The organism is Lentzea sp. NPDC036949, assembly GCF_055608075.1.
In genome coordinates this window covers 206,379-220,104 of record NZ_JBVJRA010000001.1, presented here as the reverse complement: position 1 = coordinate 220,104, position 13,726 = coordinate 206,379, and the positions used below count along the sequence as shown (strand labels likewise).

The 13,726-nt window shown below is 71.4% G+C and carries 7 protein-coding genes; 5 read left to right on the top strand and 2 right to left on the bottom strand.

What is annotated here, in order from left to right; genetic code table 11:
* Positions 1–31: 31 nt before the first annotated feature.
* The 3 genes from eccB (at position 32) to ACZ7CD_RS01025 (ending at position 3,140) form a co-directional block, all read left to right on the top strand.
* Entirely contained in the window at positions 32–1,657 is a 1,626-nt protein-coding gene (gene eccB / locus ACZ7CD_RS01035; protein ID WP_458430190.1) for a type VII secretion protein EccB, read from the top strand.
* A gap of 71 nt (positions 1,658–1,728) precedes the next feature.
* Positions 1,729–2,046: a hypothetical protein gene (locus ACZ7CD_RS01030; protein WP_470378130.1), complete on the top strand. Its 318-nt coding sequence runs from the start codon at positions 1,729–1,731 to the stop codon at positions 2,044–2,046.
* A gap of 14 nt (positions 2,047–2,060) precedes the next feature.
* The gene (locus ACZ7CD_RS01025) at positions 2,061–3,140 is read left to right on the top strand and encodes a WXG100 family type VII secretion target (protein WP_360395757.1); all 1,080 of its coding nucleotides are present in this window, start codon (positions 2,061–2,063) and stop codon (positions 3,138–3,140) included.
* A 61-nt stretch (positions 3,141–3,201) separates the two neighbouring features.
* Here ACZ7CD_RS01025 and mycP read toward each other — a convergent pair whose 3' ends face one another.
* Both mycP and eccD read right to left on the bottom strand, forming a co-directional pair.
* Positions 3,202–4,662, bottom strand: coding sequence for a type VII secretion-associated serine protease mycosin (gene mycP / locus ACZ7CD_RS01020; RefSeq protein WP_360395759.1), 1,461 nt, complete (start codon positions 4,660–4,662; stop codon positions 3,202–3,204).
* Positions 4,659–6,062: a type VII secretion integral membrane protein EccD gene (gene eccD, locus ACZ7CD_RS01015; RefSeq protein ID WP_360395760.1), complete on the bottom strand. Its 1,404-nt coding sequence runs from the start codon at positions 6,060–6,062 to the stop codon at positions 4,659–4,661. Before eccD ends, mycP begins: the two co-directional genes overlap by 4 nt.
* A 231-nt stretch (positions 6,063–6,293) precedes the next feature.
* Between eccD and eccCa the strand changes: the two genes are divergently transcribed.
* Positions 6,294–10,310: a type VII secretion protein EccCa gene (gene eccCa, locus ACZ7CD_RS01010; RefSeq protein ID WP_360395762.1), complete on the top strand. Its 4,017-nt coding sequence runs from the start codon at positions 6,294–6,296 to the stop codon at positions 10,308–10,310.
* 613 nt (positions 10,311–10,923) lie between these two features.
* Positions 10,924–13,638: an AfsR/SARP family transcriptional regulator gene (locus tag ACZ7CD_RS01005; protein ID WP_360395764.1), complete on the top strand. Its 2,715-nt coding sequence runs from the start codon at positions 10,924–10,926 to the stop codon at positions 13,636–13,638.
* Positions 13,639–13,726: the final 88 nt, after the last annotated feature.

The window sequence follows — 13,726 nt, the reverse complement described above, 5'->3', positions numbered from 1 at the left end:
GTACCGCGACTGGGAGAGCAGCGAGCCGAGAATGGCATCAACACCCACCACCAAGTCACAGGTCCAGGCCTACCAATTCGTCCTGCGGCGGATGCAGTCCGCGCTCGTCCGCAGAGACGCCGTGATGCTGCATGACCCCATGCGCAACCACTCCCGCGCGACATCGGTCGGTGTGATCCTCGGCATCGTCGGTCTGCTCGGCTTCCTGGTGTACGGGTTCTTCAAGCCGGCACCGCGCCTGGACAAGGAAACGCAGATCGCCATCAGCAAGGAGACCGGGCAGGTCTACGTCGTCGACAACGCGACGTCCACCCCCGTGCTGGTGCCGATGACGAACCTCGCCTCGGCACGCCTGCTCTGGTACTCGCGGTCGAACCCGGACCAGGCGCAGAGCGGTGGCGGTGACGCCCCTGGCGGCTCGGTCGGCGGCGCCTCCGGTGGTGCCGCGGGCGGCGAGCCCAAGCTCGTCAGCGAGGCCGCGCTGTCCAAGTACCCGCGCGGGCGCCTCACCGGCCTGCCGGACGCACCGGACGTGCTGCCCAAGCCCGAGACCCGCATCGACGCGCAGTGGTCGGTCTGCGACACCCTCGACCTCGACGCGTTCCGCAGCAACCAGGCGGCGGCCAACCAGATCAAGACCTCCGTCATCGCGGGCGTCAGCGAGGGCAACCCGAAGCTCGGCGACAACGCCGTGCTCGTGCAGCAGCGGACGGGCGCCAAGAAGGCCTACCTGATCTACAAGAAGCCCGAGGGCTTCGACATCTCGTCGTCCACCGTCCGCGCCGAGGTGGACCTCAAGGACGACAAGGTGATGAACGCGCTGAACCTGCGGGGCAAGCAGCCGCGCGCGGTCAGCACGGCGCTGCTCAACTCGATCTCCGAGGCCAAGCCGCTGAAGGCGCCGGTCATCCCGAGGCAGGGCGAGCAGGCCGCCTACGTCACCGAGACCAGGGTCAACATCGGCGACGTCATCTCGGTCAGCCTGACCGGCACCCAGCGGTTCATGGTGGCGCTGGAGGACGGCTTCCAGGAGGTCGGCCAGACGGTCGGCGACCTGCTGCGCTGGGCGTACGCGAACAACAAGAAGGCGACCGAGCTCTCCCCGAGCGCGGTCACGAACAACCTCGAACCGAAGAACAAGCTCGACCTCACGCAGTACCCGGAGAAGACGCCGACCACGATCGAGCCGAACGCGAACAACGCGGTGCTGTGCCTGGGCTGGAAGGGCAAGGACTACGAGTCGCAGAACCGGACCCAGCACGCCATCGACACCTCGGTCACCATCGGTTCCGCGCTGCCGGGCCCGAAGGACATGAGCCCGGTGCAGCTGGGCGCTCCCGGTGCGGCCGGCGAGATCATCGACCAGTTCCTGATGCTGCCCGGCAAGGCGGCGGTCGTGCGGGCGAGCCAGGGCACCGGTGACTTCGGCGCCGGTCCGGTCCACATCGTGACCGGTCGCGGTGTGCGGTACGGCGTTCCGGACGGGGGCACCGCCGCGGCGCTCGGGCTGGAGGGGACGTTCCCACCGGCACCGAACGACATCCTGAACCTGCTGCCGCAGGGCCCGCAGCTCAACCGCGGCGACGCGAACCGCAGCTACGACGCGATCCCCGCGGTCAAGGGCCAGATCAAGGACCCGGCGCAGCAGCAGAAGTGACGGGAACCGTTCCGGGTGCACCGCAGTCGTAGGGGTGCACCCGAGGTGGCACCGTCGTGAAGGGACAGTCCGTGGCCGGTCGAATCGCCGTCAACCCCGAGTGGCTTGAGAGGTACGCCGACCGGATCGACGGCACGACCGACGACCTGCGGCGCGTGCGGGACGCCATGAGGGTGTCACCGCTGCGGCCGGAGTCGTTCGGCGAGGTCGGCAGGGCACTGGGCAGTGCCCGGGGCTACGCGCGGGCGGCCGAGCTGCTCAACTCCCAGCTCGCCCGCGCCTGCGACACCCTGGACGCGGCGGCCAAGGGGCTGCACGCCGTGGCGGAGCACCACGGGTACAGCGAGGAAGAGGCCGTCCACGGTCTCAAGAAGGCCGATCGCAGGTAGTGGGGAGCTCGAAGGTGGCCGAGGACGGCAGGCAGATCGCGGCCGAGGTGGGTCCCGAGCTCGACTTCCTCTCGCGGGTGAGCCGCAGGCTGGGCGTGGTCGACCTCGTCCACGAGTTCTTCGACCCGCTCGTCGGCGACTGGAACGACCTGCGCGAGGAAGCGGAGCGCTGGCGCAAGGCCGCCAGGGTCACCGAGGCGGTCACCAAGCACGTCGCTGGCCCGCTCGGCGGTGTCGACGCGGCGTGGCAGGGCAGGGACGCCGACGCGTTCCTGGAGCACATGCGCAAGGTCGGGCTCGCCGGCGGCGACATGTCCGACGCGATGACCGCGATGGCCGACGCGCTGGAGGAGACCGCCGACGCGGTGCGCGACATCGTGCGGGACATGGCCCACGTGCTGGCCGACGCCGCGGACTCGGTGTCCGGCGTGGCGGCGCTGCCGCTGGAGGGCGACAACCGGGCGCGCGTGCACATCGAGGACCTCAGGGACCCGGTGCGCGAGCTGTTCGAGTCCGGCCGGCAGGTGCTGGAGGCGTTCCTCGCGCTGTGCGACGGGGTCGCCGGCGTGGAGGGCGGCTTCGGCGCCGTGCGGATGGAGCACCGGTACCCCGAGCAGAACTGGACGTACGCCCCGCCCGCCAAGCCGGCCGTGACGGCACCGGAACCGGCAGGGGCCTCCGCGACGGCGGCCGCGGCGACCGGTGGCGGCGCTCCCGGCTCCGGAGGCGGTGTCGGTGCGAGCGGTGTCGGCGGCAGCGGTGTCGGCGCGGGTGGTGTGGGTGGCACGGGCGCTCCGGCCGCGGCGCAGCAGATGCAGTTCGGCGGGGCCACGGGCGTCAGTGAGAGCCTGCCGCCCGCCGAGCAGGGTGCCGCGGGCGGAACGACGGCCGCGGCCGCCGGTGGCCGTTCCGGGGCCGCTCCCGGCGGTGGCGCGATGATGGGCGGCATGGCGCCGATGATGGGCGCGATGGGCGGTGGCGGGCAGCAGGGCGGCGACAAGGAGCACAAGTCGAAGCACCGGCTCACCGGTTCCGTCGAGGACGTGCTCGGCAAGCCGAAGAAGGCCGCTCCCAAGGTCATCGGCGAGGACTGACCCCCGGCGGAACGACAACGGCCCCGCTCGACGTCCGAGCGGGGCCGTTGTCGTTCCGCGGCTAGGCCGTGCCGCCGCGCTTGCGGTTCGAGTTGCGGACGAACAGCGTCAGCGCCAGCAGCACCGCACCGATGCCGATCCCGGACAACGCCACGATGATCGGCGGCCAGTCCAGGCTCTTCGGCGGCGTGGGCGCGGTGACCATCACCTTCGGCTCCGGCGCCGTGAAGCCCGCGGCCTCCGCCGGGAGCACGGCGGTGAGCGCCGCGACCGGGTTCACCATGCCGTGGCCGGACTTGTGGTCCTTGCCGGTCACGTTGCCCGGCTGCAGCGCCGTCGCCTTCAGCCGCGCCATCACCTGGCGCGCCTTCAGCTCCGGGAACCGCTCGCGCACCAGCGCGGCGATGCCCGCGACGTAGGGCGAGGCGAAGCTGGTGCCCTTGATGTCGCTGGTGCCCTGCGCGGTGACGTTCGCGTTGGTGAGGCCGTCACCCTTGGGGTCGACCGAGATGATGCCCTCGCCGGGGGCGGCGATGCTGACCCACGGGCCCCAGATGCTGAACTCGGAGACCTCGCCGGACCGCGCGATCGACGCCACCGAGAGCACGTCGTCGGCGAACCACGCCGGGGACGAGATCACCTTGACGTTGTTCGGGTCCATGTTGTCGTTCTGGGCCGGGCAGCCGTTGCCCTGATCGTCCTTGTTGCCCGCGGCCGTGACCACCACGACGTCCTGCACGTCCACCGCGTACCGGATGGCGGCTTGCAGGTTCCGGTCGTCCTGGCTGAACCCCTTGGGGGTGCCGCAGTTCGTCAGCGAGATGTTGATGACGCCCGCGCCCTTGTCGGCCGCGCGCACGATCGCCTCGGCCAGCGTCTTGACCTTGCCCGCGCCCTTGCGGGCCTCGTTCGTCGCGTCGCCCTTGAACTCGTAGCGGTCGCTGGTCTGGCGGATGGCCAGGATTCGCGCGTCCGGTGCGGCGCCGACGAAGTCGCCCTCGGTCTTCTTCGCGGCGGCGACGCCGGCCACCTCGGTGCCGTGGCCGTCGCAGTCGTCAGTGCCGTTCTTGGTCTTGTCGACGTAGTCGCCGCCGGGGTCGACGCGGCCGGCGAGCCGCGGGTTGCGGGGGTCGACACCGGTGTCGATGATCGCGATCACGACGTTCTTGCCGGTCGCGAACCGGTGCGCCTCTTCGAGGTTGAGGCTCAGCTGGCCCCACGGCATCTCTTCGATGAGCTCGTTCTTGGTGTCGGACGCCACGCACTCCTTGTTGGTGCGCTTGTACTCCACGTCCGGCTGACCGGTGTCCTTCGGCGGCGCGGTACCGGGCGGCAGCGGTGGCGGCTCCGAGTTCACCTTGGGCGCCGAACCCGTCGCCGACGTCGGCGCCGCTGCGGACGTCGAGGACGGCGGTTGCGCTGACGACGGTTGTGCGGCGGAGGCGGCGGCGGGCACCGCTCCCGTCAGCAGCAGCAGTCCGGCGGTCGCAGCCGCCGTGGTGCGCCTGATACCGGTCCTCATGGCGTGATCAGGCTCCGGAAGACGGAGTACATGTCCATGACCGCGAGCGCCAGCGGCACCACGGCGGCGATGAGGATCGCCTCCAGGATGTCCACCGTGCGGCGCAGCGGCGGCGAGAACTTCTGGCCGGGGAAGATCACGCCGAGCACCAGCGCGGCCGCGCCCAGCACGAGCAGCGTGCCGAAGACGAAGACGATCAGGTTGAACTCGGAGGCCTTGGCGATCCAGGCGACCAGGATGCCCGCCGCGGCGAACATGCCGGTCGAGAGCAGCGCCACGGCCTGCGCACCGTTCGCGTACGCACGACCGCGCATCATCAGCACGATCGAGACGACGACGCCGTAGATCGGGCCCCAGACCGTGCCGTCGCCGGACGCGACGATCGCGGCCAGCGCGGCGATCACGCCGGTGCCGATGATCATGCCGGTGAGGTACTCGTGGGCGACGGCCGTGCGGCGCTCGATGACCGCGAACTCCGGGAAGCCGCTGTCCTCCTTGAGGTCCTCCGCGTTCGTCGGCACGACGGGCGGCGGGATCTTGGCGAGCTGCAGCGTGAGCCGGGGCAGCATCGACATCGCGCCCAGCGCCACCGCTCCCGCCGCCGCGGCCACACCGGCCAGCGGGTGCTCGACGAACGTGGCGACGAGGAACGCGAGCGCGGCGATCGTGCCGGCCGTGGCCGCGGCGATGAACACCGTGACGCCCTGGCCGATCAGCAGGATGCCGCCCCACGCGAAGATCATCATGAGCGCGGACGCGAGCAGCATCTTCGGCTCGAAGTTGACGCCCGGCACCGCGTGGAAGCCCGCGACGAACGCCATCGGCAGCGAACCGCACGCGGCGATCAGCACACCGGTCGACACCGCCTTGTAGGCGCGCGCGATGGTCGCGCCCGTGGCGAGCGCGGCGACGGCGGCCACACCGGCGGCGATGGCGGCCGCGAGGGCGCTCCCCTTGCCGGCGGTCACGACCGGGCCGGACAGGAACAGCGCCACCGCGGAGGCGATCAGCGCGAGCGCGCCCGCGAGGTGACCGAACTTCTGCGCGGTCTCCTTCGTCCACGGCCGGAACGAGTCGGGGTCGGACTCGGCGATCGCGTCGACCACGTCGTCGTACAGCGGCGGCGGCGGGTTCTCGTTGCGGCGCCGCAACTGCAGCAGCTCGCCGTCGACCACGCCGAGCGACGCGAGCGTGCGCGCCGGGTCGAGCGGGCTGTCGCCGAGCTTCGCGAGGCACCAGCCGCCGTGCCGGACACCACCGTCCGGAGTGGCCTCCCTCGCCATGTCGAGCAGCATCGGCAGGAGATCGGCCACCGCCACGTCGGCAGGCAGCGCGACGTCGATACGCGTTCGAGGTGCCACCACCGTGACACGGCTGAACACCGTCGTACCGGTCGCCACCAGGGCCCCCTAAGTCAGATCAGCACTTACGAATCAACGGCCCGACCCTATTCGTCCAGCTGGCCGCTCGTCGGGCGGCCCTAGTATGGCCGGACCGACGCCTGTTGCACGTGTGGTTCGCCGGAACCCGTCAGACTGGGTTTTTTCCCGACCCAGCTTCGTCACGCGCGCGGATGCGCAATAGTGTCGGTTGCTACTGGTGGCGTAACGAGTCGAAGAGGTGCCTGTCAGTTGAGCACGCTGCAGTTCAAGCGAACGGCACGCCTTGCTGCTCCCCGGCCTCCTGGCGGCGAGGTGCACCTCGAGCCGCCACCCGAGGTCCCCAGGATCATCCCCGGCAACATCATGATGAAGGCGATGCCCGTCGTCATGATCGTCGCCTCCGTGGGCATGATGGGCATGATGTTCGTGTACTCGAACAGGCAGCCCATGGCGATGCTCATGCCGGGCATGATGCTCATCTCGACCGTCGGCATGATGGCCAGCGGCATGGGCTCCGGCAAGGGCCAGAAGAAAGCCGAGATGAACGAGGACCGCAAGGACTACCTGCGGTACCTCGGCCAGATGCGCGACCGCGCCCGCGAAGCCGCCGACGAGCAGCGCGCCGAGCGCGAGTGGGTGCACCCGGACCCGCAGCAGCTGTGGTCGCTCGCCACCACCCGGCGCATGTGGGAACGCCGCCAGAACGACCCCGACTTCTGCCACCTGCGCGCGGGACGGGGCTCGCAGCGCCTCGCCACCCGCCTGGTGCCGCCGCAGACCGGTCCCGTCGAGGAGCTGGAGCCGATCGCGACGCTGGCGCTGCGCCGGTTCGTGCGCGCCCACTCGCTCGTCCCCGACCTGCCGATCTCCATCGCTCTGCGCGGCTTCGCCGCCGTCGGCCTGCTCGGCGACATCGAGGACCGCCGCAACCTCGCCCGCGCCCTGCTCGCCCAGCTCGTCACCTTCCACGCCCCTGACGACCTGCTGATCGCGGTCGTCAGCGCGGGCCGCACCAAGCAGCAGTGGGAGTGGGCGAAGTGGCTGCCGCACGTGCAGCACCCCACCGACATCGACGGCATCGGCCAGCGCCGCATGATGGCGAACTCGCTCGCCGAGGTCGAGGCGATGCTGGACGAGTACCTGCGCGACCGGCAGCGGTTCACCCGCAACGCCCCGCCGCCGCCCGACCAGCCGCACATCGTGATCGTGATCGACGACGGCGACATCAGCCGCGAAGAGATGATCATCCTGGAGGAGGGGCTGGTCGGCGTCACGCTGCTCGACCTCTCCGAGTGCCTGGGCAACCTGACCGCCCGCCGCGGTCTGCGCCTGGTCATCGAGAACAACCAGCTGGGCGCCCGTTCCGCGAGCGGCGTCGAGTGGTTCGGCGCACCGGACGGCCTGTCCGTCGTCGAGGCCGAGGCACTGGCCCGCAGGCTCGCCCCGTACCGCATGGGTGCGGCGGGCGACGTCGGCGGCGACGGTGGCGAGGACCCGTTGGCGATGAACAACAACCCGCCGCTGCTCGAGTTCATGGGCATCCCCGGCGACCCGATCACGTTCGACGTGCAGCAGGCGTGGCGGCCCCGGCCCAAGCGCGACCGCTACCGCATCCCGTTCGGCATCGGCGAGCACGGCCAGCAGGTCGAGCTCGACATCAAGGAGGCCGCGGAGGACGGCATGGGCCCGCACGGCCTGTGCATCGGCGCGACCGGTTCCGGCAAGTCGGAGTTCCTCCGCACGCTGGTGCTCGGCCTGCTGGCGTCGCACTCGTCGACCGCGCTCAACATGATCCTCGTCGACTTCAAGGGTGGTGCGACGTTCCTCGGTCTGGACAAGGCACCGCACGTCGCCGCGACGATCACCAACCTGGCCGGCGACCTCAGCCTCGTCGACCGCATGAAGGACGCCATCGCCGGTGAGGTCTCGCGCCGGCAGGAGGTCCTCGCGAAGGGCAACTACAAGAACGTCTGGGACTACGAGAAGGCCCGCGAGAACGGCGCCCAGCTCGACCCGCTGCCCGCGCTCTTCATCTGCATCGACGAGTTCTCCGAGATGCTGACGGCGAAGCCGGACTTCATCGACATCTTCCTCCAGATCGGTCGTGTCGGCCGGTCGCTGCAGATGCACATGCTCCTCGCGTCGCAGCGGCTGGAGGAGGGCAAGCTGCGCGGCCTGGACACGTTCCTCTCGTACCGGATCGGTCTGAAGACGTTCAACGCGGCCGAGTCGCGTGCGGCGATCGGCGTGCCCGACGCCTACGAGCTGCCGCCGATCCCGGGCTCCGGCTACCTCAGCGTGCAGGGCATGCCGCTGACCAGGTTCAAGGCGCTCTACGTCTCGGGCACCTACCGGCCGTCCGGCATGCAGTCCGCCGGTGAGTCGGTGGCCGTGCGCAGCGACAAGCGCCCGCGGTTCTTCGTGCCGGACTTCATCGAGATGCCGAAGGAGCCGGAGCGCCCCGTCGAGCCGGTCGCGGTCGCGGCCGCACCGGTCAAGGAGGACGCGAACGAGCCGACGCAGCTCGAGCTGATCGTCGACCGCCTCGTCGGCCAGGGCCCGCCCGCGCACGAGGTGTGGCTGCCGCCGCTCAACGAGCCGCCGACGATGGACACGATGCTGCCGCCGCTCGACGTGACGCCGGACCGGGGCCTCACGCCGCCGCAGTACCCGGCCAACGGCATGCTGCAGATCTCGGTCGGCGTGGTCGACAAGCCGTTCGAGCAGCGCCGCGACCTGCTGTGGGCCGACTTCTCCGGTGCCGCGGGCCACGGTGCGGTCGTCGGCGGCCCGCAGTCGGGCAAGTCGACGCTGCTGCGGTCGATCATCGCCTCGATGGCGCTCACGCACACCCCGCAGGAGGCGCAGTTCTACTGCATCGACCTCGGTGGTGGCACGCTCGCCGCGATGGAGAACCTGCCGCACGTCGGTGGCTTCGCCGGCCGTCTCGACGTCGACAAGGTCCGCCGCATGGTGGCCGAGCTGCAGACCCTGATCACCGAGCGCGAGCTGCGGTGGCGCGAGCAGCGGATCGACTCGATGGTCGAGTTCCGCAACCGCAAGCGCCGCGGTGAGATCAAGGACGACCACTTCGGCGACGCGTTCCTGGTCGTCGACGGCTGGATGAACTTCCGCCAGGAGTTCGAGATGGTCGAGCCGCAGATCCAGGCGCTCGCCGCCCAGGGCCTGTCCTACGGCGTCCACGTGATCGTCGCCGCGAACCGGTGGGCGGAGATCCGGCCCGCGATGAAGGACCTCCTCGGCACCCGCTTCGAGCTGCGCCTCGGTGACCCGAGCGAGTCCGAGATCGACCGCAAGGTCGCGGCCAACGTGCCCCCCGGCCGTCCCGGTCGCGGTCTGACCGGCGACAAGCTGCACTTCCTCACGGCACTGCCGCGCATCGACACCTCGCAGGACCCGACCACGATCTCCGCGGGTGTCCAGGACCTCGACGCCAAGCTCAACCAGGCCTGGCAGGGCCCGCGCGCGCCGCAGGTGCGGATGCTGCCCGACGTGCTGGAGCACGCGCAGCTCATGGCGCAGGTCCAGCAGGTCAACCCCAACCGCGGCCACCTGGTCCCGGTCGGCGTCAACGAGGACGAGCTCGCGCCGGTCTACTTCGACTTCGACGCGGACCCGCACTTCATGGCGCTGGCCGACGGCGAGTCGGGCAAGACGAACATCCTGCGCACGATCGTCCGCGGCATCATGCAGAGCTACACCTCCTCGGAGGCGCTGATCGTCCTCGCGGACTACCGCCGCACGATGCTCGGCTTCATCGACACCGACCACCTCCTGACCTACGCCGTGTCGTCGACCCAGTTCGCCGACACGATCAAGGAGGTGCGCGGTTCGCTCGGCCGCCGCATGCCCGGCCCGGACGTCACCCAGGAACAGCTCAAGAACCGCTCCTGGTGGACCGGCCCCGAGGTCTTCGTCGTCGTGGACGACTACGACCTCGTCGCCCCGCAGGGCGCCGCGAACCCGCTGCAGCCGATCGCCGAGTTCATCCCGCAGGCCAAGGACGTCGGTCTGCACGTGGTCGTCGTCCGCCGCATGGGTGGTGCCTCCCGCGCCATGTACGACCCGGTGATGGGCAAGCTGAAGGAGATCGCGGCCCCGATCTTCGTCGGCTCCGGCTCGAAGGAGGAGGGCGCGATCATCGGCACGCTGAAGCCGTCGCCCCAGCCTCCCGGCCGCGGCACCCTGGTGACCCGCAAGCACGGTCAGCAGCGCATCCAGTTCGCCTGGATCGCTCCGGACTAGCCGTTCCGCCCGGTGGCCCCCGTCGTTCCGCGGCGGGGGCCGCTCCGGTTTCCGGCACGGAGAAAGGCCCTCGTGGACCGGTGCACGTGAAAAGGGCCCGCAGCCGAAGCTGCGGGCCCACCGAACAGCAGGGGACTGTCCGGTTCCCCCCAAGAACCGACGCCCTTCCGGTCCGACCCACTGGGGAGGGCCGATCCGGCAGGACCACGACGGTCGCGACACCCCCCAGGGCTTGCGTTGCCGCTCTCGTCGTCCGGCTGAGGAGAACTCTGCCCGACGGCGCTCACACTCCGGTCACACCGCGAGCACGCGTCGCCGGGGCTGCTGGAGAGGCCGGTCCGGCCACGGTGAAGAGGGAGGTAACCGCGGTCGAACCGGCCACGCACATGGTCTCCGCGGACGCTCACAATCCGGTCACACAGGGGGGAACGTGGTAGGGCCTGTGTCGAGGTCCATGTTCGCGACAGCCGGGCCTGAGGCGGCCCCTGGGGGCACGGGCGACCAGCCCACATACAACACCGGTATGCGGGCTGGTCGCCCGCACCGCCAGGAACCACCTCAGGCGCGACTCTCATCGAACGGGACCTCGACACAGGCCCTAGCCGAGTACCGGGTGCTCGGTCCGCTGGAGGTGCTGCTCGACGGGGTCGTCGTGCCGCTGCCGGCCGGCCGGAGCCGAGTGCTGCTCGCCACGTTGTTGTTGCGGCCCAACCAGGTCGTCTCGATCGACGCGCTGGTCGACCGGCTCTGGGACGGTGAGCCGCCGACACCGGACCGGGCGCACAAGACGCTGCACACGGTGGTCATGCGGCTGCGCCGGGCGCTGGGCGAGGCGGACTGCGTGCGCACCTCGACCGGTGGCTACCTCGCCGAGGTGGCCGTGGACGCGCTCGACCTGACCCGGTTCCGCCGGTTGGTCGCGGCGGGGGAGCTGGCCGCCGCCGTCCGGTTGTGGCGCGGGCCGATGCTCGTCGACGTGCGGTCCGGTGCCCTGCACCAGCACGACGTCCCGCTGGTGACCGAGGAGTGGCTGCACGCGCTGGAACGGCGGATCAGCGCCGACCTCGACGCCGGCCGGGCCGCAGAGGTGGTGCCCGAGCTGCGCGGCCTCACCGCCCAGCACCCGTTCCGCGAGGCGTTCTGGGCGCAGCTGGTGCTGGCGCTCGCGATGTCGGGGCAGCAGGAACGCGCGCTGGCCGCCTACCGGGAGGTCCGGGCGCTGCTGGCCGACGAGCTCGGCGTCGACCCCGGTGACGAGCTGCGGGCGGTGCACCAGCGCGTGCTCGCCGGTCCCGTTCCGGCGCGCAGGACGGCGGCCGTGCTCCGGCCGGTCCCGCGCCAGCTGCCGACGACGACACCCCGGTTCGTCGGGCGGTCCGCCGAGCTGCGCGACCTGACCGGACTGGCAGCCGGCGACGGGCTGGTGGTCGCGGCGATCACCGGAACCGCGGGCGTCGGCAAGACGACACTGGCCGTGCACTGGGCGCGGGGCGCGGCGGACCGGTTCCCGGACGGCCAGCTCTACGTGAACCTGCGCGGGTTCGACCGCCACCGCGAACCGGTGGCGCCCGGCGACGCGCTCAGCCGGTTCCTCGAAGCGCTCGGCGTGCCGCCGGACCGCATCCCGGCCGCGCTCGACGCCCAGTCGGCGCTGTACCGCAGCCTGGTCGCCGAGCGCCGGGTGCTCGTGCTGCTCGACAACGCCCGCGACCCCGACCACGTGCGGCCGCTGCTGCCCGGTCCGTCGTCGTCGTTCGTGCTGGTCACGAGCCGCGACCGGCTCACCGGCCTGGTCGTGAACGAGGGTGCGCGCGAGCTGGCGCTGGACGTGCTCACGCCCGCGGAGGCACGCGCGTTGATCGTGAGCAGGCTCGGTGCGCGGCGCGCGGGTGACGCCGACGAGCTGATCCGGTGGTGCGGTGGCCTGCCGCTGGCGCTCGCGATCGTGGCGGCCCGCGTCGCCCAGTCGCCGGAGCTCCCGCTGGCCGGGCTGGTCGCGGAGCTGTCCGACGCCCGCACCCGCCTCGACACGCTGGACACCGGTGACGCGGCGACCACCGTGCGCACCGTCTTCCAGTGGTCCTACCGGCAGCTCGGCCCGGCGACCGCGCGGGTGTTCCGGCTGCTCGGCGTGCACCCAGGGCCGGACATCACCGTCGCGGCCACCGCGAGCCTCGCCGGCCTCACCGAGGACGAGGCGCTGCGGCACGTGCGGGAGCTGGTCGAGGCGAACCTGCTCGCCGAGCCCGTGCCCGGCCGGTTCACGAGCCACGACCTGCTGCGCGTGTACGCGGCGGACCGGGCGGAGGCCGAGGAGCCCGCCGAGTCCAGGGCGGCAGCCGTCGAGCGGATGTACGACCACTACCTGCACACGCTGGTCGCGATCGACGCCTCCTGCTTCGCCGGGCGCAGGCAGGCGCAGGCGGTGATCGAGCTGCGGCCGGCACCGGGCACGCGGCCGGAGCTGCCGGCCGGGCGCGAGGAGGCCGACGACTGGTTCCGCGCCGAACGCGCCGTGCTGCGCGCGATCATGGTCCAGGCCGCGGAACGGGACCTGCACCGCTACGCCTGGCAGCTGCCGTGGTTCACCTTCGACCTGGTCGACCGGGTCGGCCCGTGGCAGGAGTGGGTCTGGTCGATGGAGGGCGCCGTGGCGGCGGTCACGCACACCGGTGAACGCCTCTGGGACGCCCGGATGCAGTTCACCCTCGCCGTGGCCCACTGCCGGGCCGGCCGCTTCGACGACGGCAGCGACCTCTTCGCGCGCAGCGCCGACGTGTACCGCGAGGTCGGTCGCGTGACCGGTCAGGCGCGCGCGTTGAGCGGGCTCGCGTGGTCGCTGGGCGAGGCGGGCCGGCTGCGGGAGGCGCTGGAGGTGTCCAAGGAGGCGCTCACGACGTTGCGCGCGTCGCCGACGCCGTACCCGTTGCAGACCGGGATGGCGCTGCACCAGGTCGCGGCGGACCACCTCAAGCTGGGCGAGTACGCGGAGGCGCTCGTGTGCTGCGCGGAGTGGGAGGCCGAGTTCGCGGTCGACATGACCGCGGAGTGGAAGGGGCTCCTCGCCGCGATGAAGGCCAGCGTCCAGGTGGGGCTGGGCGACCACGCGGTCGCGGTCGAGAACGCCCACCTCGCGCTGGGGCACTTCGAGACCGAGGGTTCCTGGCACCACATCGCCGACGTGCACAACACCCTCGGCGACGCGCACCTCGGCCTGGGCGAGCCCGACGCGGCGCGGAGCTGGTGGACGAAGGCACTGGAGGCCTACGAGTACAACGACCACGCCGACGCCGAGCAGGTGCGCGCCAAGCTCGCCGAGCTCCGCTGAGAACTGGTGAGCGGTGCTGGTGACCCCCCAGGAACTGTGCCACCAGCACCGCTGAGGAGAACTCTGCCAGGGGCCGCTCACACTTCGC